The 25,098-nt window shown below is 66.9% G+C and carries 21 protein-coding genes; 7 read left to right on the forward strand and 14 right to left on the reverse strand.

Going from position 1 to position 25,098, the window contains the following annotated elements:
- Positions 1 to 268: 268 nt before the first annotated feature.
- From AC07WJ_RS11740 to AC07WJ_RS11760, 5 genes are all read left to right on the forward strand, one after another.
- Complete coding sequence (locus tag AC07WJ_RS11740; protein ID WP_494934776.1) at positions 269 to 991, forward strand: Tim44/TimA family putative adaptor protein; 723 nt, start codon at positions 269 to 271, stop codon at positions 989 to 991.
- A gap of 90 nt (positions 992 to 1,081) precedes the next feature.
- The gene (mltA, locus tag AC07WJ_RS11745) at positions 1,082 to 2,419 is read left to right on the forward strand and encodes a murein transglycosylase A (RefSeq protein ID WP_494934777.1); all 1,338 of its coding nucleotides are present in this window, start codon (positions 1,082 to 1,084) and stop codon (positions 2,417 to 2,419) included.
- Positions 2,416 to 3,000, forward strand: coding sequence for a Smr/MutS family protein (locus tag AC07WJ_RS11750; protein ID WP_494934778.1), 585 nt, complete (start codon positions 2,416 to 2,418; stop codon positions 2,998 to 3,000). The genes mltA and AC07WJ_RS11750 overlap by 4 nt, the downstream gene beginning before the upstream one ends.
- A 94-nt stretch (positions 3,001 to 3,094) precedes the next feature.
- Positions 3,095 to 3,631 carry a hypothetical protein gene (locus AC07WJ_RS11755; RefSeq protein ID WP_494934779.1) on the forward strand — a complete coding sequence of 179 codons (537 nt, stop codon included), beginning with the start codon at positions 3,095 to 3,097 and terminating at the stop codon, positions 3,629 to 3,631.
- A gap of 95 nt (positions 3,632 to 3,726) precedes the next feature.
- On the forward strand, positions 3,727 to 4,422 hold the full coding sequence (locus AC07WJ_RS11760) for a ribonuclease T2 family protein (protein ID WP_494934780.1): 696 nt from the start codon (positions 3,727 to 3,729) through the stop codon (positions 4,420 to 4,422).
- A 94-nt stretch (positions 4,423 to 4,516) separates the two neighbouring features.
- Here the strand turns inward: AC07WJ_RS11760 and AC07WJ_RS11765 are convergent, their stop codons facing one another.
- Positions 4,517 to 6,910 carry a thiamine pyrophosphate-binding protein gene (locus AC07WJ_RS11765; protein ID WP_494934781.1) on the reverse strand — a complete coding sequence of 798 codons (2,394 nt, stop codon included), beginning with the start codon at positions 6,908 to 6,910 and terminating at the stop codon, positions 4,517 to 4,519.
- 153 nt (positions 6,911 to 7,063) lie between these two features.
- On the opposite strand from AC07WJ_RS11765, the gene AC07WJ_RS11770 reads away from it, so the two are divergent.
- Together AC07WJ_RS11770 and AC07WJ_RS11775 are read left to right on the forward strand one after the other, a co-directional pair.
- Positions 7,064 to 7,525, forward strand: coding sequence for an Lrp/AsnC family transcriptional regulator (locus AC07WJ_RS11770; RefSeq protein WP_494934782.1), 462 nt, complete (start codon positions 7,064 to 7,066; stop codon positions 7,523 to 7,525).
- 91 nt (positions 7,526 to 7,616) lie between these two features.
- Complete coding sequence (locus tag AC07WJ_RS11775; protein ID WP_494934783.1) at positions 7,617 to 9,476, forward strand: extracellular solute-binding protein; 1,860 nt, start codon at positions 7,617 to 7,619, stop codon at positions 9,474 to 9,476.
- A 9-nt stretch (positions 9,477 to 9,485) separates the two neighbouring features.
- Here AC07WJ_RS11775 and AC07WJ_RS11780 read toward each other — a convergent pair whose 3' ends face one another.
- From AC07WJ_RS11780 to AC07WJ_RS11840, 13 genes are all read right to left on the reverse strand, one after another.
- On the reverse strand, positions 9,486 to 10,622 hold the full coding sequence (locus AC07WJ_RS11780) for an acyl-CoA dehydrogenase family protein (RefSeq protein WP_494934784.1): 1,137 nt from the start codon (positions 10,620 to 10,622) through the stop codon (positions 9,486 to 9,488).
- 71 nt (positions 10,623 to 10,693) lie between these two features.
- Complete coding sequence (locus tag AC07WJ_RS11785; protein ID WP_494934785.1) at positions 10,694 to 11,872, reverse strand: ABC transporter substrate-binding protein; 1,179 nt, start codon at positions 11,870 to 11,872, stop codon at positions 10,694 to 10,696.
- Between the two features lie 117 nt (positions 11,873 to 11,989).
- Positions 11,990 to 13,849, reverse strand: a complete 1,860-nt coding sequence (locus AC07WJ_RS11790; RefSeq protein WP_494934786.1) for an AMP-dependent synthetase/ligase — start codon at positions 13,847 to 13,849, stop codon at positions 11,990 to 11,992.
- Positions 13,850 to 13,855: 6 nt separating this feature from the next.
- A complete protein-coding gene (locus AC07WJ_RS11795; RefSeq protein WP_494934787.1) occupies positions 13,856 to 14,629 on the reverse strand; it encodes an ABC transporter ATP-binding protein in 774 nt (257 codons plus the stop codon).
- On the reverse strand, positions 14,626 to 15,414 hold the full coding sequence (locus AC07WJ_RS11800; protein ID WP_494934788.1) for an ABC transporter ATP-binding protein: 789 nt from the start codon (positions 15,412 to 15,414) through the stop codon (positions 14,626 to 14,628). Before AC07WJ_RS11800 ends, AC07WJ_RS11795 begins: the two co-directional genes overlap by 4 nt.
- Positions 15,411 to 16,487 (reverse strand): branched-chain amino acid ABC transporter permease, encoded by a 1,077-nt coding sequence (locus AC07WJ_RS11805; RefSeq protein ID WP_494934789.1) that lies wholly within the window; start codon positions 16,485 to 16,487, stop codon positions 15,411 to 15,413. The genes AC07WJ_RS11800 and AC07WJ_RS11805 overlap by 4 nt, the downstream gene beginning before the upstream one ends.
- A gap of 4 nt (positions 16,488 to 16,491) precedes the next feature.
- Positions 16,492 to 17,367: a branched-chain amino acid ABC transporter permease gene (locus AC07WJ_RS11810; RefSeq protein WP_494934790.1), complete on the reverse strand. Its 876-nt coding sequence runs from the start codon at positions 17,365 to 17,367 to the stop codon at positions 16,492 to 16,494.
- Between the two features lie 82 nt (positions 17,368 to 17,449).
- Complete coding sequence (locus AC07WJ_RS11815) at positions 17,450 to 18,313, reverse strand: beta-keto acid cleavage family enzyme (RefSeq protein WP_494934791.1); 864 nt, start codon at positions 18,311 to 18,313, stop codon at positions 17,450 to 17,452.
- Positions 18,314 to 18,407: 94 nt separating this feature from the next.
- Positions 18,408 to 19,196 carry an enoyl-CoA hydratase/isomerase family protein gene (locus AC07WJ_RS11820; protein WP_494934792.1) on the reverse strand — a complete coding sequence of 263 codons (789 nt, stop codon included), beginning with the start codon at positions 19,194 to 19,196 and terminating at the stop codon, positions 18,408 to 18,410.
- A 10-nt stretch (positions 19,197 to 19,206) separates the two neighbouring features.
- Positions 19,207 to 21,222, reverse strand: coding sequence for an acetyl/propionyl/methylcrotonyl-CoA carboxylase subunit alpha (locus AC07WJ_RS11825; RefSeq protein WP_494934793.1), 2,016 nt, complete (start codon positions 21,220 to 21,222; stop codon positions 19,207 to 19,209).
- 11 nt (positions 21,223 to 21,233) lie between these two features.
- Entirely contained in the window at positions 21,234 to 22,856 is a 1,623-nt protein-coding gene (locus AC07WJ_RS11830; RefSeq protein ID WP_494934794.1) for an acyl-CoA carboxylase subunit beta, read from the reverse strand.
- Positions 22,857 to 23,203: 347 nt separating this feature from the next.
- Positions 23,204 to 23,863 (reverse strand): glutathione S-transferase family protein, encoded by a 660-nt coding sequence (locus AC07WJ_RS11835; RefSeq protein ID WP_494934795.1) that lies wholly within the window; start codon positions 23,861 to 23,863, stop codon positions 23,204 to 23,206.
- A gap of 14 nt (positions 23,864 to 23,877) precedes the next feature.
- Positions 23,878 to 25,041: an acyl-CoA dehydrogenase family protein gene (locus AC07WJ_RS11840; RefSeq protein ID WP_494934796.1), complete on the reverse strand. Its 1,164-nt coding sequence runs from the start codon at positions 25,039 to 25,041 to the stop codon at positions 23,878 to 23,880.
- Positions 25,042 to 25,098 lie beyond the last annotated feature (57 nt).

Raw genomic sequence — 25,098 nt, forward strand, 5'->3', positions numbered from 1 at the left:
GATCGCTGCAAGGTCGAGGAGCCCCAGCTCAAGGCCACCGGCGAAGGGCATTTCGCCGCATGCCATTTGCACGACGAAACGCGCCCGACAGCTGCCGCCGCGTCAAATTGAAACACGTGCGGCCTATGGGGTTTGCAGGCGAAACGCGAGGAGCCATCTGGCGATCCGCGAAAAATGCCTTATTTGTGCAGTCGAGTGCGAGTTGTGCGATGGTTCGTGATTGGACCGGTGCGTCGCGCCTCGTTTCCGCCCCCGAAAGTCGGCGACCATGAACAACGCATTCGACATCTACACGATCATCTTCCTCGCCCTGGCGGTGTTCATCTTCTTCCGCTTGCGTAGCGTGCTGGGGACGAAGACCGGCCAGGAACGCGACCCGTTCCAGCCTGGCGACAAGAATCGCGAGGCTCCGCGCGGACCCGGCCAAGGGCCGGCCGAAGTCGTGCCCATGCCGAATCGCAACGGCCAGCCGCCGGCGCCGGTGGCCCAGGTCGAACCGTCCGAGCCGCGCTGGGGCAATGTCGCCACCGCCGGTTCGCCGGTTGCGCGCGGCCTCGATGCGATCGCGGCGCGCGACCCGTCCTTCGACGCGGTCGGTTTCGTCGGCGGCGCCAAATCGGCTTATGAGATGATCGTGCTGGCCTTTGCCGGCGGCGACCGGCGCACCTTGCGCGATCTGCTCGCCAAGGACGTGTTCGAAGGTTTCGAGGCGGCGATCAAGGAGCGCGAGAGCCGTGGCGAGACCGTCGAGACCCGCTTCGTCGGGATCGAGAAGGCCGATGTCACCGACGCCCAGATGCGCGGCGACCAGGCCCAGGTGACGCTGAAATTCGTTTCCCAGCTGGTCACCGCGACGCGCGACCGCGCCGGTGCCGTGGTCGATGGCTCGCCCGACCGGGTCACCGATGTCACTGATATCTGGACCTTCGCGCGCAATGTCACGGATCGCGATCCCAACTGGCGCCTGATCGCCACCGAAGCCGGCAGCTGAACCCGCCCGCCGAAACGGAGGTTGTCGATGACGAGCCGCAAGGTCCGCGCCGGAGGCCTCGCGGTCCTGGCGATGGCTGGGCTCTTCTGCTTGGACAGACCAGCGCGGGCCTCGTCCGAATTGCTGCTCCTGCTGCGGCCGCAAGCCCCGACCGAGACCATACCGGCCTTGCCTGCGCCGCCATCACCCGGGCCGGCCGCCGAGGCGCCGCCGCCTGACGCGGCGCCGGCCGAATTGCCGCTGGTGCCGCCGGCGCTCGAAACGGAGGCCTCGGGTTTTCCCTACGTCTTTGCCGAGGCCCGGCTGGAGGCGGTGAAATTCGCCGATATCCCGGGCTGGGACGAGGATCGCCAGGACCTCGCGTTCAAGCCCTTCGTCATCTCCTGCCGGCAGATCCTGCAGGCGCGCAACGCGCCGCGGGTGGCCCAGCCGATCTGGTTCGCACTGCGCGAGATCTGCCCACGTGCCCTCGCATTGCCGGAGCCGGTGAGCCGGGCGGCGGCCAAGGCTTTTTTCGAGGCCGAGTTTCGGGCCGTCCGGATCGCCAAGATGACCGATCCCGCGGGCTTTCTCACCGGCTATTACGAGCCGGAGGTCGAGGCCTCGCGCGAGCGTTCGGCCGAATTCGGTGTCGCCTTCCTGTCGCGGCCCGACGATCTCACCAATGGCCGCGGCGCGACCTCGGGCGGCTTCGATGCCCGCGGCGGCGCCGGCCGCTGGGTCTCCGGCCGGCTCTTGCCCTATTTCGACCGCGGCGAGATCGAAGCCGGCGCGCTTGACGGACGCGGGCTGGAAATCGCCTGGGTGCGCAGCCCCATCGACGTGCTGTTCACCCAGATTCAGGGCTCGGCGCGGCTGCGCTTTGCCGATGGATCGACATTGCGTATCGGCTACGCGGCGCATAACGGTCACCGCTATGTGCCGGTCGGCCGGGTTCTGGTCGAGCGCGGCATCGCCACCCGCGAGCAGATGTCGATGGATTTCATCAGAACCTGGATGGGCCAGAACCCGGAGGCCGCGCGCGACGTGCGCTGGCAGAACCGGTCCTATGTGTTCTTCCGCGTCAAATCCGAGCTCGCCACCGAGGACGGCCCGATCGGCGGCCAGGGCGTGTCGATCACCGCCTGGCGCTCGATCGCCGTCGACCGCAACGTCCATGCCTATGGCACGCCGGTCTATATCGATTCGAACCTGCCGACCGGCTCCTCGGAATCGGGCGAGCCCTACCGCCGCCTGATGATCGCCCAGGACACCGGTTCGGCCATCGTCGGCCCGGCACGCGGCGACCTGTTCCTCGGCACCGGGCCCGAGGCCGGCTCGACCGCCGGCCGTATCCGCCACCGCGCCGACTGGTATGTGCTGCTCCCGGCGCCGCTGTCGCCGGAGGCCGCCAATGTGCCCGTGCCCCTGCCGCGGCCGGAACGATGACCAGCCGCCGTCGCAAGACGCTCTCGGCCGAGGACAGGACGCTGTGGACGCATGTGGCGCGCAGCGTCACGCCGCTCGATCCGGCGCGCGCCGCCGATATCCTGGCCGAACCGCCCGAAGAGGTCGCGCCGCCCGCGCCGAAATCGGCGCCGAAGCCGGCCGCCGCCAAGCCAATGAAGTCGACGGCGCCGCCACCGCCGCCGCTCGCGCCGCTCGAGAAGCGGCTGCGCCAGCGGCTCAGCCGCGGCAAGGCCGAGGTCGACGCCCGGCTCGACCTGCATGGCCTGACCCAGGACGCGGCGCACCGGCGCCTGCTCGGCTTTCTGCGCCAGGCCCAGTTCGACGGCCTGCGCGTGGTGATCGTCATCACCGGCAAGGGCGCGCCGAAACGGAGCGCGGCCTTCGACGACGGCAACTGGGATGCCGATCCTTTCGCCGGGCGCGGCGTGCTCAGGCGCATGGTGCCGCAATGGCTGACCCTGCCGGAGATGCGCCCGCTGGTCATCGGGTTCGAGGAGGCGGCGATCGGCCATGGCGGCGCCGGCGCGCTTTACGTGCGCATCCGCCGGCCGGCCGGCTGACCGGCGGCGATTTCGTTTCCCCTGTGGCCGCCCGGCTCTTGACCTGACGCAACAGCCGATCAATCGTCCAGCGACCTTATTCGGAGTGCAAGCCATGCGGATTCCCGCCCTTCTCGCTTCAGCCGCCGGACTGACGATCGCGCTTCACGGCGCCGCCCTCGGACAGGACAGGCCGCGCGGGCTCGGCGGCTCGACGCTGACCACCAGCCGCATCGACCCGGCCAACAATGCCATTGCCGCGACGCCGGGCTTCAGCAATCCGCTGAGCATGACCGTCTTCAAGGACCCGCGGTTCCAGAACGTGCTGCTGCCCTGCGACGATCCGCAGGCGCTCGACACGGTCAGGCGGCGTTTCGCCGAGAAGGAAGGCCAGTTCTGGAACTCCTCGCTCGCCATTGCCGGTTTCGATCACATCCGCCAGGTCTCGATCAATCCGTGGGGCCGCAACAATATTCCGCGGATCTATTGCTCCGCCCGCGCCCATATGTCGGATGGCCGCGCCCGCACGGTCGATTACGCGATCATGGAAGACCAGAGCGTCATCGGCTACACCTGGGGCGTCGAATGGTGCGTGCGCGGCCTCGACCGCGGCTGGAGCTTTGCTCCCAATTGCCGCATGGCCCGTCCCTGATCGACAGGCCGGCGGAGGGCCATCCGCTAAAATACGTTCTTTCTTTGTTCTCGTTTGCTGACTAGCCTTCCGGCCAGTTCAACGGGAGGTTGATCATGTTGCTTGCGATGTCGGCGCGCCTGCGCGCACTTGTTCTGGGCAGTGCCTTGCTGGCCGCGGCCGGCGCCGGCTCGGCCTTCGGCCAGGCACGTCACGGCGCCACACCGGGCGAATTTGATTTCTACGTGCTGGCGCTGTCCTGGTCGCCGTCCTTCTGCGAGGCGCAGGGCGAGCGCTCCAGCCGCTCCATGCAATGCGCCGGCGACCGGCCGTTCAGCTTCGTCGTGCACGGGCTCTGGCCGCAATTCACCCGCGGCTTCCCGGAATATTGCCAGGTTCCGGCGCCCGAGCTCGACCGGCGCGTGGTCAATGGCATGCTCGACATCATGCCGGCCCCGGGCCTGGTCCGGCAGCAATGGGCCAAGCACGGCACCTGTTCGGGCGCGCGCTCGGCCGGTGCCTATTTCGAGACCGTGCGGCAGGCCCGGGCCAAGATCCGGATCCCGCAGGAGTTCGAGAACATCAGCGAGATCAAGATGGTGTCGCCGGACGAGGTGGAGGACGCCTTCGTGCGCGTCAATCCGGGTCTCGCCCGCGACATGATCAGCGTGCAATGCGACGCGCAGCGGCTGCGCGAGGTGCGCATCTGCATCGGCCGGGACATGAACTTCACCGCCTGCGAGGAGGCCGAGCGCCGCGCCTGCCGGCGTGATCGCCTGGCGCTGCCGCCGGTCCGGCCGGGACGAAGCTGAACCACGCCGGCGTGGTTCCCGGCCTGAACATATGCCCCGATGACGCCGCCGGGATCATCCGGCGGCCGCCGTGGCTCTTGTCCTGCCCGCCTGCTCAGGGCAGCGCCGCCAGATAGCGCACCGGCCGGCCGGAAATCACCGCTTGCGCGGCATGCAGGATGGCGTTGGTATCGATGCCGAAATGCCGGTAGAGGTCGCCGATCGTGCCGGTCTGGCCGAAATGCTCGACACCGAGCGATTTCAGGCGGTGGCCATGCACCGAGCCGATCCAGGCGAGCGTCGCCGGATGGCCGTCGATGACGGTGACGAAGCCGCATTCACGTGACAAGGGCGCGATCAGCCTTTCGATATGGCTCACGGCATTGCCGACACCGCGCTGGCGGGCGCGTTCGGCGGCGGTCCATCCGGCATTCAGCCGGTCGGCCGAGGTGATCGCCAGCACGCCGACATCGCGGTGGCTTTCGGCGAGCAGCCCGGCGGCGGCGATCGCTTCCGGCGCCACCGTGCCGGTATAGGCGATGACCACCTGGCAGTTCGGCCCGGGCCGCCGCATCCAATAGGCGCCGTTGACGATGTCGCGCTGCAATTCGGCGGTCATCGCCCGCTGCGGCTGGTCGATCGTGCGGGTCGACAGCCTCAGATAGAGCGAGCCGCCGGTCTCGTCGCGCAGCCAGTTGGCCTCGTCCGGGTCGTCGCCGCCGTCGCGCTGCATATAGTCGAAGCCGAAGCGCATGATGGTGGCGAGCTCGTCGACAAAGGCCGGCTCGAAGGCGGCAAGGCCGTCCTGGGCAATGCCGATCAGGGGCGTGGCGATCGACTGGTGGGCGCCGCCTTCGGGCGCCAGCGTCACCCCCGAGGGCGTCGCCACCAGCATGAAGCGGGCGTCCTGGTAACAGGCATAGTTGAGCGCATCGAGACCGCGCTGGATGAACGGGTCGTAGAGCGTGCCGACCGGCAGCAGCCTTTCGCCATGGATCGAATGCGACAGGCCGAGCGCCGAGAGCATGATGAACAGGTTCATCTCGGCGATGCCCAGCTCGATATGCTGGCCCTTGGGTGAGAAATCCCAGTTGAAGGTCGAGGGAATGCGCTCCTGCTTGAATGTGTCGGCGAGCGACTCGCGGGCGAACAGACCACGCCGGTTGACGAAGGCGCCGAGATTGGTCGACACGGTGACATCGGGCGAGGTGGTGACGATCCGGTCGGCGAGCGCCGTTTCCGAGCGGGCGATCTCGTTGAGGATCAGGCCGAAACCCTGCTGGGTCGACATGGCGGCCTGGGCCGGCAAGGCCAGGGTTTCCGGAACCGGGATCTTCGGCGCGGTCAGGCGCCGCGGGCCCTTGCGTGCGAAGGGCACCTTGCCGAGGAAACTCTCCAGCTCGGCCGGCGCCAGCGCCAAGCCTTCGAACCGGTCCCATTCGTGGCCGGCGCGGACGTTCATGGCGCCGCGCAGCTTGTCCATCTGGGTCGGCGTCATCAGGCCGGCATGGTTGTCCTTGTGGCCCTGCAGCGGCAGGCCGAACCCCTTGATCGTATAGGCGATGAAACAGACCGGCCGGTCGTGGTCGATCCGCTCGAAGGCCTCGACCAGGCTCGGCAGGTCATGGCCGCCGAGATTGGTCATCAGCCGGGCGAGCTCGTCGTCCGAACGCTTGTCGATCAGCCGGCTGACCGCGCCCTGGTCGCCGATATCGTCGGTCAGCCGCTTGCGCCAGGCAGCCCCGCCCTGGAAACACAGGGCCGAAAAAAGCTGGTTCGGACAGGTGTCGATCCAGGTCCGCAGGCGCTCGCCGCCCGGCTCGGCAAAGGCTGCTTCCTGCAGCTTGCCATATTTCAAGATGACCACGTCCCAGCCGAAATTGCGGAACATCGCCTCGAAACGTTCCCACAGGCCCTCGCGGATCACCGCATCCAGGCTTTGCCTGTTGTAGTCGACCACCCACCAGGTGTTGCGCAGGCCGTGTTTCCAGCCCTCGATCAGCGCCTCGTAGATATTGCCCTCGTCCATTTCGGCATCGCCGATCAGCGCGATCATCCGGCCTTCGGGCTGGGTTCCGGCCCAGCCATGGGCCTTCACATAGTCCTGCACCAGCGAGGAAAACAGCGTCTGCGCCACGCCGAGGCCGACCGAGCCGGTCGAGAAATCGACGTCGTCGCCGTCCTTTGTGCGCGAGGGATAGCTCTGGGCGCCCTTGTAGCCGCGGAAATTCTCCAGCTTGGCGCGGCTCTGATTGCCGAACAGATATTGGATGGCATGGAAGTTCGGGCTGGCATGCGGCTTCACCGCCACCCGGTCCTCCGGCCGGAGCACGGCGAAATAGAGCGCCGTCATGATGGTCGCGAGCGAGGCGGACGAGGCCTGGTGGCCGCCGACTTTCAGCCCGTCGGCGCTGTCGCGCAGATGATTGGCGTTGTGGATGGTCCAGGAGGCCAGCCACAGCACCTTCTGTTCGAGGGCGGACAAGGCGGTCAGGCGGCGGTCGGTCATGGCGTTCCTCAGGCGCGCTCTGTCCCGGCGGCGCGCATATCGGCCGATCTTGCCAAAGGAGCGCGCGTCATGCCTGCCAAATTTGGCCATGGACGCCCGCCCGTTTGGCAGCTAGCGCTAAGATCTCGCATCATCCAAGTCGAATCTTCCAACATGGCCCTGGACCACATCGATCGCCGCATTCTCGCCGAGCTGCAGCGCGACGGCCGCATCACCAACCAGGCGCTCGCCGAGCGGGTCGGATTGTCGCCGACGCCATGCCTGCGCCGCGTCAAGCTTCTGGAGGCGGCCGGCGTGATCCGGGGTTATGTCGCCATGGTCGAGCAGAAGGCGGTCGACCTGCCGGTCAGCGTGTTCATTTCGATCAAGCTGGAGCGCCAGCGCGAGGAGGAGCTCGACCGGTTCGCCGCCGCCGTCTCGCGCTGGCCGGAGGTGATGGAGTGCTATCTGATGACCGGCCAGCGCGACTATCTCATGCGCGTCGTCTGTGCCGACCTGCCGGCCTATGAGAGCTTCCTGAAGGAGAAGCTCACGCGCCTCGACGGCGTCGCCTCGATCGAATCGAGCTTCGCGCTCGCCCAGGTCAAGCACACCAATGTGCTGCCCATCGCCTGACCCGGCCCGCGCTGATTTGCCTGATTTTCCCGTCTTTGCCGCAATGCTCTGTTGGACTATCTCCTGATCAGTCCCATCCGGAAGGTTCGCCATGTTTCGCCCGTCCCGCCGAACTGTCCTGACCCTGGCCGCGGCCAGCGCCGGCACCGGTCTCCTGTCCCCCGCCGCACTGGCCCAGGGAGAGCGCGAGACCCATGGCATCTCGTCTTTCGGCGACCTGAAATACGGACCGGATTTCAAGCATTTCGACTTCGTCAATCCGCAGGCGCCGAAAGGCGGCAGCTTCATTCACAGCCCGGCGAGCTGGGGCTTCAACCAGAACCCGACCACCTTCAACACGATGAACACCTTCGTGCTGCGCGGCGATGCGCCGCCCCAGCTCGACGGCATTTTCGCCAGCCTGATGACCGGCGGCGGCGACGAACCGGATTCGCTCTACGGCCTCGCCGCCGAGCGGGTGCGCATCTCGGCCGATGGCCAGACCTATCGCTTCGTGCTGCGCGACATCGCCAAATTCCACGACGGCACGCCGATCACCGCCGCCGATGTCGCCTGGTCGATGATGACGCTGAAGGAAAAGGGCCACCCGCTGCTGCGGGTGATCCTGCGCGATCTCGCCGGCGCCGAGGCCGAGGGCGAGAAGCTGGTCAAGCTGACCTTCGCCGAGGGCCGCTCGCGCGATCTGCCGCTGACGGTGGCCGGCATGCCGATCCTGTCGAAAGCCTGGTACGCGAACCGCGATTTCGAGGCCTCCACCATGGACCTGCCGCTCGGCTCGTCGGCCTATAAGGTCGGCCGCTTCGAGCCCGGCCGCTTCATCGAATATGAGCGGGTCAAGGATTGGTGGGGCGAGAAACTGCCGGTTTCCGTCGGCCTGAACAATTTCGACATCGTCCGGCTGGAATTCTTCCGCGACCGCGACGTCGCTTTCGAGGCCTTCAAGAGCCGCACCTATACGTTCCGCGAGGAGTTCACCTCGCGTGCCTGGGCCACCCAATATGATTTCCCGGCGGTGCGCGAGGGCCGGGTGCTGCGCAAGGAGTTGCCGGACGAAACGCCGTCGGGCGCCCAGGGCTGGTTCATCAACACACGGCGCGAGAAGTTTCGCGATCCCCGGGTGCGGGAGGCGATCGGGCTCGCCTTCGATTTCGAATGGACCAACAAGAACGTCATGTTCGACGCCTATAAGCGCACCCATTCGTTTTTCCAGAATTCGCCGATGATGGCTTCGGGACCGCCCTCGCCGGAGGAGCTGGCCCTGCTCGAGCCGTTCCGCGACAAGCTGCCGGCGGAGGTGTTCGGCGAGCCCTATTCGCCGCCGGTTTCCGATGGCTCGGGCCAGGACCGCAACCTGTTGCGCCGCGCCACCGCGTTGCTGCGCGAGGCCGGCTTCACCTTGCGCGACAATAAGCTGGTCGATACCCGCGGCCAGCCGATGACCATCGAATTCGTCGATTTCGACAATTCGCTCGAGCGCCACACCCAGCCCTTCGTCGCCAATCTGCGGCGCCTGGGCATCGAGGCCAACATCCGGCGCGTCGATTCCGCGCAATATCAGACGCGCCTGAAGGACTACGATTTCGACCTGACCATCCGGCGCTATTCGCTGTCGCTGACGCCCGGCGAATCCATGCGCACCTTCTTCGGCTCGGCGAGCGGCCGGCAGCCGGGCTCGAACAACCTCGCCGGCATCGCCGACCCGGTGCTCGATGCACTGATCGAGAAGGCCCTGGTGGCGAAGAGCCGGCCCGAGCTGACGACGACCTGCAAGGCCATGGACCGGGTGCTGCGCGCCGGCCGCTACTGGGTGCCCAACTGGTACCAGGGCGCCCACAAGATCGCCTATTGGGACATGTTCGGCTTTCCCGAGACCAAGCCGCGCTACAGCCGTGGCGCGCCGGCCACCTGGTGGTTCGATCCGGTCAAGGCCGCGCGCATCGGCCAGGGGTGATGGCCGCGCTCAAAGCCCCATCTGGCGGCCGGCGAGATCCTTCATGATCTCCTCGGTGCCGCCGCCGATGGCGTTGACCTTGACCTCCCGGTAGATCCGCTCGACCTTGCCGCCGCGCATGAAGCCGGCGCCGCCGAAGATCTGCACGGCTTCGGAGGCGCAAAACGCCATGGTCTGGGTCGCCTGGTTCTTCAGCATGCAGATCTCGGCGACCGGGCTTTCGCCCTGCTCGAGCCGCCAGGTCAGCATTTCCAGCCAGGCCTGGCTCGCCGCCACCCTTTGCGCCATGTCGACCAGCTTGTGCCGGATCACCTGGTGCTGGGTCAGCGGCTTGCCGAAGGTCTGCCTCTCCCTCGCATAGGCCGTCGCCTCGTCGAGGCAGACCGCGGCGAAGGCCGTGCAGCCGGCCGCCATGGTCAGGCGCTCGTGGTTGAAATTGCGCATGACGATCTTGAAGCCCTGGCCCTCCTCGCCGATCAGGTTTTCGGCGGGCACCCGGACGTCGTCTAAATGCAGGGTCGCGGTATCCGAGGCCCACCAGCCCATCTTCTTCAAGGGCGTGCGCGCGAAGCCCGGGCTGTCGCGCTCGATCAGGATGAGGCTGACGCCGCCGGCGCCGGGGCCGCCGGTGCGCACCGCCACGGTGTAATAGTCGGCGCGCATGCCCGAGGTGATGAAGGTCTTCTCACCCTTGACGACATAGTGGTCGCCCTGGCGTTTCGCCGTGGTCCTGAGACTGGCGACATCCGAACCGCCGCTCGGCTCGGTGATCGCCAGCGCCGAGATCTTCTCACCCCTCAGGATTTCCGGCAGCACGCGGGCCTTGACCTCGGGGCGGGCGGCGAGCGCGATCGGCGGCGTGCCGATGGCATGGCTCATCAGGCTGGCGCTGATGCCGCCGGATCCCGGCCGCGCCAGCTCCTGCACCGCGATGAGCCACATGAAGCGATCGGCCGCGACCCCGCCATAGGCTTCGGGAAAGCCGAGGCCGATCAGGCCGATCTCGGCGGCCTTGCGGTAGAGCTCGCGCGGGAATTCCTCCTGCTCGTCCCAAGCCTGGGCATGAGGCTCGATCTCGCGGGCGACGAACCGGCGGACCAGGTCGCGAAAGGCCTCGTGGTCGGCCGTATAGAACGGACTGGCCATGGCTCGGTCCTCATGGGCGGAGACGCAAGAGCGCGCCGCCGGCTGCCCGGCGGCGCGTTTCGTTGTTGGGCTCAGTTCGTCGGGATCGCGCCGTGCACCCAATCGCGGGTGATCACCCAGCGGCCGTTCCGCACCTGCGACAGCCGCGCGGCATTGTTGCACAGCCGGTTCTGCGCGGTGATGGCGCAGCCCTGGCTGCCGAACAGGTCGGTGCCGTAGGGGGTTTCCATGGCACGCAGGAAGCTCTCGACGGTCAGGTCCTGGCCGGCCTTCAGCGCCGCCTCGTAGAACAGGTTGCCGATCTGCCAGCCATAGGCGGAGAACACCGTCGGATCCTCGCCGAACCGTGCCTTGTAACGGGTGACCCATTCGCGGATCGCCGGGTTCGGATCGTCGGGATAGGGATGGGCGGTGGTGGTCACGGCGTAAAAGCCCTCGGCGACCGGTCCGCCGAGCTGCGGGATGAGATGGGTATAGGCCGCGCTGGTGGCGACGAAGACGGCGTCGAGGCCGACCTTCCTGGCCTCTGCCAGCACGCCGACCGTCTCGCGGATGATCGTGCCCATGACGACCAGATCGCAATTGGCCGCCTTGAGCCGCGCCACCTGGGAGGAGAATTCGGTCGCGCCACGCTTGTAGGAGGCCCGTTCGACGAAATTCTGGTTGAGCGTCGCCAGGGCGGCCTCGCCGCCGCGCATCACCTCCAGGCCGAATTCGTCGTCCTGATAGACCACGCAGGCCCGTTTCAGGCTGCGCTCCTTGACGATCTCGGGAAGCATGGTGCGCAGCTGGTCGTAATAGGCGGTGGCGAAAGCCATCTTCAGCGGCTGCGCCGGCAGGTACATTTCGCGGGCGGCGGTCACCGGCATGAAGTTCGGCACGTTGCGCTCGAACTGCACCGGCATGGCCGCCATGTTCTGCGCTGTGCCGATATGGCCGACCATCATGAAGATGCGGTCGCTATTGACCAGTTTCTGCGCCGCCAGCAAGGCCTTGCGCGGATCATAGGCGCTGTCCTCGACGAGCAGGCGCACCTGGCGGCCATTGATGCCGCCACGGGCGTTCAGCTCGTCGAAATACATTTGCAGGCCGTTGCGGGTCTGCTTGCCGTAAGCCGCGATCGGCCCGGACAGGTCCTGGATGGTGCCGAGCGTGATCTGGGTGGGCGTGATCCCCTGCGTCTGCGCCCATGCGGTGCCGGCGGTGAGGCAAAGCGCCAGCGCCAGGCTGGTCGAAAGTCGTGCCGTCATTGGTTCCTCCATCTGGGTCACCCGCAGTTGCTCCGCGGCGATCTTCTTGAATCCGGACGATAGATGCGTCTTGTCTGCGAGATCAATCCAATCCGTGATCTTGGGGCTCGCCGCGCGTCAGGCCGCCGAACTCCGGTACATGCTGTCGATCAGGTCGGCATATTTCTTCTGCACGAAGCCGCGCTTGAGTTTCATGGTCGGCGTCAGCTCCTCGTCTTCCGCCGTCAATTGCTGCTCGATCAGCCGGAAGCTCTTCACCTGCTCGACGCGGGCGAATTTCTTGTTGACCCGCTCGACCTCGGTTTCGATCAGCGCCTGCACGGCGGGTGCGCGGCAGAGGCTGGCATAGTTGGAAAAGGGAATGTCGCGGTCCTGGGCGAATTTCTCGACATTCTCCTGGTCGATCATGACAAGCGCGGTGAGATAGGGCCGCCGGTCGCCGATCACCACGGCATCGGTGACATAAGGTGAGAATTTCAGCTCGTTCTCGATCTCGCTCGGCGTGACGTTCTTGCCGCCGGCGGTGATGATGATGTCCTTCATCCGGTCGGTGATCCTGAAGAACCCTTCATTGTCGACGAGGCCGACATCGCCGGTGTGCAGCCAGCCGTCGCGAATGGCCTCGGCCGTCTTTTCCGGCTGGTTGAGATAGCCCGCGATGATGGTCGGGCCGCGTGCCAGGATCTCGCCCTCGGGCGAAATCTTCATCTCGATGGCGCTGGTCGGCCGGCCGATCGAGCCCGGCTTCACCCGTTCGAACGGCACGACGCTGCCGGCGCCCGAGGTTTCGGTCATGCCCCAGAGCTCGAGCAGCGGCACGCCGAGCGCGAAATACCAGCGGATCAGGTCGGGCGAGACCGGGGCGGCGCCGGTCGCCAGGAACCGGCAGCGATGGATGCCGATCGCCTTGCGCACATTGTTGAGCGCCAGCCAGCGGCCGAGATGCACCTTCAGGCGCAAGGCCAGCGGGATCGGCTGGCCGTCGATATAGAGGTCGGCGGCCTTGCGGCCCTGCTCGATCGACCAGCCATAAACGAACCGTTGCAGGGCGGTCGCCTCGGCGAGCCGGATCATCACGCCGGAATAGAATTTCTCCCAGATCCGGGGCACTGCGAAAAAGATGGTCGGCGAAATCTCCCGGACGTTTTCCGGGACGGTTTCCGGGTTCTCGACGAAATTCAGCGTGGCGCCGGAATAGAGCGCCAGGAACTGCCCGCCGACCCGTTCGGCGACGTGGCAGAGCGGCAGGAAGGCCATGCGCTGGTCGTCTTCGTTCTGGCGCAGCGTCTCGTTCGTGATCACCGAAATGGCGGCCAGAATGTTGCGATGGGTGATCATCGCGCCTTTCGGCTTGCCCGTTGTGCCCGAGGTATAGACGAGAATGGCGAGATCCCCGGGTGTCCGGCTGGCGAGCCGCCGTGCCCAGAGCCCGGGATCCCCGGCATCGGCCTCGCGGCCGAGCGCGCGTAGGGCCGCGAGGCTCATCACCTGGCTGTCGGAAAAGCGCATCAGGCCTTCGGTGTCGAAGACGATGATCTTGGCGAGATCGGGCGTGCGGGCGCGGATTTCCAGGATCTTGTCGAGCTGTTCCTCATCCTCGACGAAGACGAAGCGCGTCGCCGAATCGGTCATCAGATATTCGCACTGTTCGGGCGCGTCGGTCGGATAGATGCCGTTGGAGACGCCGCCGGCGCAGAGCACCGCATAGTCGGCGAAGGACCATTCCTGCCGGGTATTGGACAGGATCGACACGACCTCGCCGGGTTGGAGCCCGAGGGCCGCGAGCCCGAGCGCGATTTCGCGCACGATGACGCCCATTTCGGTCCAGCTGGTCGATTGCCACAGCCCCAGGTCCTTCTGGCGCACGGCGATCCGGTCGCCGCGCAGGGCGATGGCCGAGGTGAGGATCTCGGCGATGGTTTCGCCCGCCGGGATCGCCGGGCGGCGGATGTCCTGGAATGGCCAGATCTCGAACATCTCGGGCTATCTCCACATCTTCTTTTTCTTCCAGCGCCGTTGGCCGCGCACGCCGACATCCTTCATGCCGAGATAGAATTCCTTGACGTCGTCCTTTTCCCGCAGCCTGGCGCAGCTATCCTCCATGACGATGCGGCCATGCTCCAGGATGTAGCCGAAATCGGCCGTTTCCAGCGCCATGGCGGCATTCTGCTCGACCAGCAGGATGGTCACGCCGCGCTCCCGGTTGACCCGCTTGACGATCGAGAAAATGTCCTGGGTCAGCTTCGGCGACAGCCCGAGCGAGGGTTCGTCGAGCAGCAGCAGGTCGGGCCTCGACATCAGCGCCCGTGAAATCGCCAGCATCTGCTGCTGGCCGCCGGACAGGAGCCCGGCTTCCTGATCGGCGCGCTCCCGGAGGATCGGGAAATAGCTCTCGACCAGTTCGAGGTCGCGCGCGATCTCGTCGCGATCCGAGCGGGTGAAGGCGCCCATCAGCAGGTTGTTGCGCACCGACAGGAGCGGGAAGACCTCGCGGCCCTCCGGCGAGTGGCTCAAGCCGCGGCGCACGATCTCGGCCGGGTCATGCCGGTCGATCGGCTGGCCCTTGAAGGTGATCGAACCCTTTTGCGGATCGAGAATGCCGGAAATGGTCTTCAGGATGGTGGTCTTGCCGGCGCCGTTGGCGCCCAGCACCGTGACGATGGCGCCCTTCGGCACCGACAGCGAGACGCCGCGAATGGCTTTCACCGCGCCATAGGCCGCCTCGACATTGGCCAGGGTGAGGATCGCTTCGCTCATGCCGGCACCGCCTCCAGGGCGGGGCGGCCGAGATAGGCTTCGATCACGGCGGGGTGGCGCTGGACCTCCTCCGGCTTGCCGAGCGCCAGGACGCGGCCCTGGTTCATCGCCAGCACCCGGTCGGAGACACGCGACACCAGCGTCATGTCGTGCTCGACCATGATCACGGTGATGCCGAGGTCCTTGGTGATGTCCTCGATCCAGAAGGCCATGTCCTCGGTCTCCTCGACATTGAGGCCGGAGGAGGGTTCGTCGAGCAGCAGGAGCTTCGGCCGGGTGGCGAGCGCCCGGCCGAGCTCGACCACCTTGCGCGCGCCATAGGGCAGGCCGGCCACCATGCTGTCGCGGTGCACGGCGAGGTCGAGCAGGTCGATGATCGCCTCGACATGGGCGCGCAGAGCCACCTCCGCCCGCCGGACCGAGGGCAGGAACAGGGCCTCGGTCAGCGGATTGGTGGTGCGATGGATATGGGCGCCGATCAACAGGTTCTGCAGCACGGTCGCCTGCTCGAACAGCTCGATATTCTGGAAGGTGCGGGCGATGCCGAGCCCGGCCACCCGGTGCGGCGCGACATCGGTGAAGGGCCGGCCTTCGAGCTCGACCGCGCCGCTGGTCGGGTCGTAGATCCGGCTGATGATGTTGAAGACGGTGGTCTTGCCGGCGCCGTTCGGCCCGATAATGGTGAAGACCTCGCCCTTGTCGACGCTGAAGCTGACATTGTCGACGGCACGCAGGCCGCCGAACTGGACCGAGATGCCCTTGGCCTCGAACAGGGGAACGCTCATTTCAGCCGGTCCGATTTCTGGAAAGCCTTCTGCCGGCGGAACATGCCTTTCCGGTAGAACGGGAACAGGTCGAAATAGGCCTTCAGCTTGAGCCAGGCGCCGTAGATGCCGAGCGGCTCGAACAGCACGGTGAGGATCAGCATCAGGCCGAAAATGGTCGGCTGCAGGCCGGTCGCCTCCGACAGCGCGGCGGGCAGCAGCGGCTTGATGGCGCTGACCACCTGCGGCAGCGCGATCAGGAACACCGCGCCATAGACCGCGCCATGGATCGAGCCGAGGCCGCCGATCACCACCATCATCAGGAGCTCGATCGACTGGACGACGGTGAACTGGTCGGGCGACAGGAAGCGGATATTGTGGGCATAAAGGCCGCCGGCGACGCCGGCGAAAGCGGCGCTGATCGAAAACGACAGCGTCTTGTAGGTGGCCAGATGCACGCCCATGCTCTGCGCCGAGATTTCGGAATCGCGGATCGCCACGAAGGCGCGGCCGGTCGGCGAGCGCAGCAGGTTGATCAGCACCAGCGCGGCCCCCACCGCGAAGGCGAGGCAGAGATAATAGAATGGCGGCCCGTCGGCGAAGCGCAGCCCGAACAGCTGGATCGGCGGCACCACCAGGCCGGCATTGCCGCCGGTGACATGTTCGGCCCGCGCGATGATCTCCTCGACGATGGTGCCGAAGGCGAGCGTCGCGATGCCGAGATAAAGGCCTTTGACCCGGAGCGCCGGCAGGCCGATGACCACGCCGACCAGCGCCGCCAGCAGGCCGGCACTCGCGATCGACAGGAAGAACGGCCAGCCGGCAATGGCGAGCACGGCTTCGGTATAGGCGCCGACCGCCATGAAGGCGGCGTGGCCGAGCGACATCTGCCCGGTGAAGCCGGCGAGCAGCATCAGGCCGAAGGCGATGATCGTGTAGATCAGCATCTGCGACATCTGGGTCAGCAGATAGGGTGAGGCGGCCGCCGGAACGACCAGCAGGGCGACGATCAGCAGGCCGTACCAGAACAGCTGGCCGCCATGCTTGACCAGGTTGATGTCCTGCTCGTAGCGGGTCTTGAAGATGTATCGCATGGCGTCACACCTTCTTTCGGGCGGTTTCGCCGAACAGGCCGGTGGGTTTGAACACCAGCATGAGCAGCACGACGACGAAGGCGGCGACGTCCTTGAAGCCTTCCATCAGGTAGAAGCCGGCAAGCGACTCGACCACGCCGATGATCAGGCCGCCGACAATGGCGCCGGGCAGGCTGGTGAAGCCGCCGATGACGGCGGCCGGGAACGCCTTGATGCCGATCAGGCCCATATTGGCGTGAATGAAGGTGAGCGGCGCCAGCAAGATGCCGGCGATGGCCGCGACGCCCGCGCTGATCGCCCAGATCAGCCCGGACAGGCGCTTGACCGGGATGCCCATGTAATAGGCGGCGAGCTGGTTCTGCGACATGGCCTGCATGGCGATGCCGACCTTGGTGTAGCGGAACAGGGCGGCGAGCAGGCCGCACAACACGATGGTGGCGGCGATGATGACGATATGCTCGGCGCTGATGACCAATGTGCCCAGGCGGAACACCTCGCCGCGGAACGGCGCCGGCAGCGCATGGGTGTCGGTGCCGATCACCGGGATCATGGTGACCAGGCCGCGCGCCATATAGCTCAGCCCGATGGTGACCATGACGATCGAGAAGGCGGGGTGGCCGAGGATCGGCCGGAGCACCACCCGCTCAATGGCGAGCCCGACCAGCGCGGTCGCCGCCATGGCCGCCAGGATCACCAGCCAATAGGGCAGGCCGAGCGTGGTGGCGGCGAACAGGCCGGCGAAGGCACCGATCATCATCAATTCGCCCTGGGCGAAATTGACGGTTTCGGTGGCCTTGTAGATGAGCACGAAGCCGAGCGCGATCAGGCCATAGATACAGCCCTGCGCGAGCCCGCTGATCACCAGCTGAACGATCTGCAAACGGTTCTCCCCCTTGGGCTGCCGGCGTTCCCCATGCACTGCTGGTCGCGAGGCCGGTTGATCCGGCCTTCGGCGAAGACTGCTATTGAAGCTTCAGGATCGTGCGCGCCTCGTCCGGGCTGGCGACCTGGCGGCCCGCCTGCCGGACATAGGCGGCGAGCTGCTCGACCAGCGGGCCGTTCGAGTTCACCTTGCTGCCGTCTTCCCGGTAGAAGGTGTCTTCCAGTCCGCTGCGCAAATGGCCGCCACGTTCCGCGCAAGCCCGGTGCAGCGGCCAGATGCCGGCCCGCCCGATGGCGGTGACCTGCCAGTTCGCCGCCGGAGCCTTCAGCCGGATCAGGATCGGCAGCAGGTCGGGGTCGGCCGGCATGCCGGATTCGACACCCATGACGAAATTGTACTGAAGCGGCCCCTTGGCCATGCCGGTTTCGGCATACATCGCCACGCAGCGGGCGATGCCGACGTCGAAACATTCGAATTCGGGCAAGGTCCCAGCGGTCGCCATGACGTCCAGATAGGCCTGGATCTTCTCGACCGGATTGTCGAACAGCATGGGTTTCCAGGCCCAGGAGCCGTCGGCCTTGACCTTCAGGTAATTGAGCGAGCCGGCATTGCAGGCAGCCATTTCAGGTTTCGTCTCGCGGATGCAGGCGAGCGCGCCGGCATAGTCGGGGCCGACGACGCCGGAGGTGTGGTTGATGATCACATCAGGGCAGGCGGCGCGGATCGCCGCCTGTATCTCGGCCGAGAGTGCGACATCCCAGGACGGCAGGTGGCCCCGGCCCTCGCCTTGCTGGCGCAGGTGGATATGCATGACGGACGCGCCGGCGTCATAGGCGCGCCGCGCCTCGGCCGCCATCTCCGCCGGCGTCACGGGAACGCTGTGCTGCCGGGGATCGGTCAGCACGCCGTTCAGGGCGCAGGTGATGATCGCCTTGTCGCTCATGTCGGGCGGGGCTCCATGACGTTGGACGTCATGGTTTCAGCCGCGCCGAGCGGCGTCTTGTGTAAAGCAGCTAGCGGGCGCCGGGATCGCGCCATCACCGCCCGGTCCAGACCGGTTTGCGTTTCTCGGAGAAAGCGGCGATGCCCTCCTTGGCATCTTCGGTGGCGGCGGTCAGCGCGATCTGCGCTTCCGTGTAGGCAATGGCCTGGTCGAACGACATGGCGGCGATGGCGCGCATGGCATATTTGCCGCGCCGGATAGCGGTCGGCGACTTGTCGACGACACGGCCGATCAGCCAGTCGACCTTGGCGTCGAGTTCGGCCGCCGGCGCGACATGGTTGACCAGGCCGGCGGCCTTGGCCTCGCGGGCGTCGAAGGGCTCGCCGGTCAGGCACCATTCGTGGACGAGGCGGCGCGGCACGAGGTCCTGCAGCAGGCTCAGCACCTGCATCGGAAACACCCCGACCTTCACCTCCGGCAGGCCGAAGATCGCGCTGTCGGCGGCGACCGCCATGTCGGTCATGCACAGGAGCCCCATGCCGCCGGCCATGCAGACGCCGTTGACCCGGGCGATCGACGGCTTGGTGGCGTTCTGGGACAGCCGGAGCAGGTCGGCATAATCGCCGTTCGGCTTGGCCAGATCCTGGAAGAAGCCCTTGCCGAGCTGCAGGTCGGCGCCGGCACAGAATGCCTTGTCGCCGGCACCGGTCAGCACGATGACCCGGATCTCCGGGTCGCCATGGGCCTCGGCATAACCGCGCGCAATGCCGGCGACGACGTCGCCGTTCATGGCATTGCGCTTGTCCGGCCGGTTGATGGTGATCCACAAGGCCCGGTCGCGCCTGGCGATCAGCACGGCGTCGGATGGCGATTGTGCGGTCATGAGCGGATCCTTATACAGCGGCGGCCGTTTCGATCCGGGCGATGAGGCGATGGGTGGTCACCTGCTCGCCGGCGGCGACGCCGATATCGGCGATGATGCCCGAGATCGGCGCGGTATGGACATGTTCCATTTTCATCGCTTCCAGCGTGACGATCGCCTGACCGGCCTCGACCCGGTCGCCGGCGGCGACATGGACGGCGACGATCCGGCCGTTCATCGCCGCCAGCAGGCGCCCGTCGCCGCCATCGGCGCCGGCGATTTCGGCCGGCGCGCGGGTCAGGTCGCGAATGGCCAGCGTGTCGGCGCCTTGCCGGATGAACAGGTCCGCGCCGACCCGCGCAAAGACCAGGGTATCGGTGACGCCGGCATGCCGGAACCGCAGCGACTGCGATGTGATGCTCTCGACCGCGATGCTCCGGTCTTCGCCGTCGAACTGGATGCGATAGCTGCCGTCGCGGTCGCGATAGATGCCGACTTCCGCCGTCGCGCCGTCGAGCGCGACGAGCATCGGGACCGGCAGCGGCGGTCCGAGATGACGGGCCGCGCCGCGATGGGCCGGTGCGGTATCGGTGACGTAGAGCAGGAGCGCCGCGAGCACCGGCGGCGGCAGGCCTTGCGCGGGCCGGCTTCTCAGCGCGTCGCCATGCTCGGCGACGAAAGCGGTGGTCGCTTCGCCGGCCGCGAAAACCGGGTGAGCGAGCGCGCGTGCCAGGAAGCCCTGATTGGTCGCAATGCCCAGGACCGCTGCCCGCTCGAGCCCGCCGATCAGCTTGCGTCGCGCCTCGTCGCGCGTGGCGCCGTGCGCGATCAGCTTGGCGATCATCGAGTCATAGAACGGCGGCACCGTGGTGCCGGAGCCGATCGCGGTCTCGACGCGCAGGTCCTCCGGCATGTCCCAATGGGCGATCCGGCCGGATTGCGGCATGAAATCATGAGCCGGGTCTTCGGCGCAGAGCCGGACCTCGATGGCATGGCCGGCAAAGCCGATCTCGTCCTGGCCGAGCGGCAGCTTTTCTCCGGCGGCAACGCGCAGCTGCCACTCGACCAGGTCGAGCCCGGTGACCAGTTCGGTGACGGGATGCTCGACCTGCAGGCGCGTGTTCATTTCCATGAAATAGAAGGCCCCCCCCGGTTCGAGCAGGAATTCGAGCGTGCCGGCGCCCTCATAGCCGAGCGCCTTCACCGCCTTGACGGCGGTCGCTCCCATTTCGGCCCGCAAGGCGGCCGAGACGGCGGGCGAAGGCGCTTCCTCGATCAGTTTCTGGTGGCGTCGCTGCACCGAGCAATCGCGTTCGCCGAGGTGGACCGCGCCGCCATGGCGGTCGCCGAACACCTGGATTTCGATATGACGCGGATTGGCGATCGCCCGTTCCAGGATCACGGTTGGGTCGCCGAAGGCGTTCTGCGCCTCCGACCGGGCGCTCGCGAGCAGCTCCGGAAGCCGCGCCGCATCCGGCACGACGCGCATGCCGCGGCCGCCGCCGCCGGCCACCGCCTTGACCATGACGGGAAAGCCGATCCGGGCCGCTTCCGCGGCAAGGCGCGTGTCGCTCTGGTCGTCGCCCTGATAGCCCGGCACGACGGGCACGCCGGCTTGCGCCATCAGCGCCTTGGCGCCCGCCTTGTTGCCCATGGCGTCGATGGCTTCGGGCGACGGGCCAATGAAAACCAGGCCGGCATCGCGGCAGGCGCGGGCGAAATCGGCATTTTCCGCGAGGAAGCCATAACCTGGATGCACGGCTTCGGCACCGGTCGCCCTTGCGGCGGCGATGATCCGGTCGATTGCCAGATAAGACTGGCGCGGCAAGGCCTCGCCGATATGCACGGCGCGATCGGCTTCGCGAACATGGCGGGCGTCGGCGTCGGCGCTGGAATAAACCGCCACCACGCCATGGCCCAGGCGGCGCGCCGTACGCATGACGCGCAGCGCGATCTCGCCCCGGTTGGCGATCAGGATCGACCTGAACGGCGTCGCCGCAGGGGTCTGCGGCATCGCGGTCGGACTGGCCATGGTTTGCTCGGTCATGGTCGGCTCGGTCATGGCCGGGCCACCGAAAATTGCATGGCGACCGGTTGCCTTCGGTCCGCCTCGCGGCAAATGGCCAGCACCTCGGCGAGCACGGCGCGCGTGTCGCGCGGGTCGATCACGCCGTCGTCGAGCAGCTTGGCGCTGGTGGTGAAGATATCGGTCTGGCGTTCGAACAGGTCGATGATGTCGCCCTTGAGCTTGGCCAGCTGCTCCTCGTCCGCCGGCTTGCCGCGCCTGAGCGCGGCGGCCTTGGTGACGATGGCCATGGTCTCGGCGGCCTGTTCGCCGCCCATCACCGCGGTCCGGGCATTGGGCCAGGAGAAACAGAAGCGCGGGTGGAAGCCGCGCCCGCACATGCCGTAATTGCCGGCGCCGTAGGAGGCGCCGCAATAGAGCGTGATCTGTGGCACGGTGGCGCTGGTCACCGCCTGGATCATCTTCGAGCCGTGCTTGATCATGCCGGCTTCCTCATAGGCGCGCCCGACCATGAAACCGGTGGTGTTGTTGAGATAGAGGATCGGTGTCCTCGACTGGCAGCAGGCCTGGATGAAATGGGTTGCCTTGTTGGCGCCGGCGGGGTCGAGCGGCGCGTTGTTGGTGATGATGCCGACCGGATGGCCCTCGATCGTGGCATGGCCGCAAAGGGTGCCCGATCCGTAATTCTCGCCGAAGGCCAGGAAATCGGAGCCGTCGACGATACGCGCGATCACCTCGCGCATGTCCACCGGCCGCTTGCCGTCCATCGGCATGATGCCGATCAGCTCCTCCGCATCGTAGCGCGGCGGGTCGAAGCAAGGCGCGGCCGGCGGCGCGACGCCCTTGTCCCAGCCGAGCCCGGCCATGATGCCGCGGGCGAGCCTGAGGGCATCGCGATCATCCTCGGCCAGATAGTCGCCGAGGCCGGAAATGGCCGTATGCATCTCGGCGCCGCCGAGTTCTTCTTCGGTCGCGATCTCGCCGGTGGCCGCCTTCAGCAGCGGCGGCCCGGCCAGGAAGGCCCGGGTGCGGCCGCGCACCATGACGATATAGTCCGACAGGCCGGTCTGATAGGCGCCGCCGGCGGTCGACGAGCCATGGGTGACGGTGACGACGGGCAGGCCCGCCGCCGACAGCCGCGCCAGGTTGCGGAAGATATTGCCGCCGCGAATGAAATCCTCGACCCGGTAGCGCATCAGGTTGGCGCCGGCGCTTTCGACCAGCTGCAGGAAGGGCAGCCTGTTCTCCAGCGCCAGTTCCTGCACGCGCAATTGCTTGTCGAGGCCCATCGGCTGCAAGGCCCCGGCATCGATGCCGGAATCGCTGGCGCTGACCATGCAGCGCACGCCCGAGACGAAGCCTATGCCGGAAATGACGCCGCCGCCCGGCACGCTCTTCTGCGGATCCGGCACGTCCATCATGTAGCCGGCGAGCGTCGACAGTTCGAGAAAGGGCGAGCCGGGATCGAGCAGCAGCGCGATGCGCTCGCGCGGCAGGAGCTGGCCGCGTTCGTGGAAACGCGCCTTGGCCGCGGCCGAGGCGGCGCGCGTACGCTCCTCCAGCAGCCGCACCCGCTCGATCAGCGCCAGCATGCCCGCGCGATTGGCGGCAAAGGCCTCGCCGCCCGGCGACAGCATGGTTTCGATGACGGCCATCGGCACGCAATCCCTTGAAGCAGAGCCGAGAAGGGCCCGCGATCGAGACTGCCGGCCGCCCGCCTCGGCGTCTTGTGTCGAGTGGCTGTTCCGGCCGGTGCCGCCGCGCGGTGGCCATGTCCCTTTTGACCGGATCGGCGAGGCGACGCATTTCGAGTGGCAAAGCGGAATTCGTGGATGGCCGGGACAAGCCCGGCCAAGACGAGAATGGGCTGGGAGTGACGGGCGCCGGGTCGACCGGTGGCGCGGAGCCAGCGCGGTGGCGTGACACATCGTCTTGCCCGGGCTTGTCCCGGGCATCCATGACTTGCCCGCGCGCAATCACCCTCTGATCACGACAGCCGAACTCAACCCGCCTTCTTGGTCGGGTCCGCGCCGATGTCCCGGCCGGCCTCGTCCTGCGCCGCCAGCGCCCGGCGAAACGCCGGTCGTTCGGACAGGCGCTGCCAATAGGCCGACGTCGCCGGCACGAAATCCTTCGAAAGCCCCAGATTGGTGGCGAGCATCAGCGCGTAACCGACCGAGACATCGGCCGCGGTGAACCGGCCGGCGCAGAGCATATCGCTCTCGGCGACAACCCGGTCGACGGCGCGCAGCCGGCCGAGGAACCAGCGCGAATAGTCTTCCACCACCTGCGGGCTCCGCCGCTCCGGAGGCTCGAGCCTGGAATAGCGCAGCACCAGGGCCTGCGGGAAAGTCAGCGTCGCCTCGCCGAAATGCAGCCAGTTCAGATAGGCGCCGTAGTCCGGTTCGTCCGGCGCCACGGCGAGCGGCGTCGGGCCGTATTTGACCGCGAGATAGTGGCAGATGCCCGAAGACTCGGTCATCCGCGTCTCGCCATCGATGAGAAAGGGGATGGTGCCGAGCGGATTGATCGCCAGATAGTCCTTGGCGAGCACGCGCGGCGGAAACGGCAGCATCTTCAGGTCATAGGCCAGCCCGAGCTCCTCCAGCATCCACAAGGGGCGGAACGAGCGGGCACTGGCGCAGTGATAAAGCGTGATCATGGCGACGCGGTTTCTCAGGGTTTGTTGGTCTGGCCCGGCAAGGTGCCCATCATCTTGCACAGTACGGACAGCATGACCTCGTCGGCGCCGCCGCCGATCGAGGTGAGCCGGGAATCGCGATAGGCGCGGCTGACCGGGGTTTCGTTCATGAAACCCATGCCGCCCCAATATTGCAGCAGCGCGTCGCTGAGCTCGCGGTTGAGCCGGCCGGCCTTCAGCTTGGCCATGGTGGCGAGCCGGGTGACATCCTCGCCTTTCAGGTAAAGCGCGCCGGCGCGGTAGACGAGCGAGCGCAGCAGCTCGACCTCGGTCTGCAACTCGGCGATCCGGAAATGCACCACCTGATTGTCGAGGATCGACTGGCCGAACGCCTTGCGCTGGCGGGTATAGTCGATGGTCGCCTCGATCAGATATTCGTTCGACTTGAGGCCGGCGGCCGCTCCCCACAGCCGCTCCTCCTGGAACTGCAGCATCTGGTAGGTGAAGCCCTGGCCCTCCTCGCCGATGCGGTTGCGTTTCGGCACGCGCACATTGTCGAAGAAGATCTGCGCGGTGTCGGAGGAGTGCATGCCCATCTTGTCGAGCTTGCGGGCGATCTCGACGCCTTTCGTCTTCATCGGCACGCAGATCAGCGACTTGTTGCGATGCACCGGGCCGTCGCTGGTATTGGCCAGCAGGCAGATCCAGTCGGCCTGGGTGCCGTTGGTGATCCACATCTTGCCGCCGCTGATGACATAGTCGTCGCCGTCGGAACGGGCCTGGGTCCTGATCGAGGCGACATCCGAGCCGGCGCCCGGTTCCGACACGCCGAGGCAGGCGACAAAATCGCCGCTGATCGACGGCGCCAGGAATTCCCGGCGCAGCGCGTCGGAGCCGAAGCGCGCCAGCGCCGGCGTCGCCATGTCGGTCTGCACGCCGATCGCCATCGGCACGCCGCCGCACCGGATGGCGCCGAGCTCCTCGGCCATCAGCAGGGCGAAGGAGTAGTCGAGGCCTTGGCCGCCATAGTCGACCGGTTTGTTGAGGCCGAGAAAGCCGAGATCACCGAGCTTCTTGAACAGCTCGTGGGCGGGGAAGATGCCGGCCTTTTCCCAGTCGTCGACCAAAGGGTTGATCTCGCTGGCGATGAATTTCTGCAGGCTGCGCCGGACCTCTTCGTGTTCTGACGTATCGAGCATGGCCGGTTCCGTATCCCCTGGAGCGTCTGGACGTGATGGGTGGCGATCCGGGCGAGC

The organism is Phreatobacter sp. GW821-FHT04C01 (genome assembly GCF_059420385.1).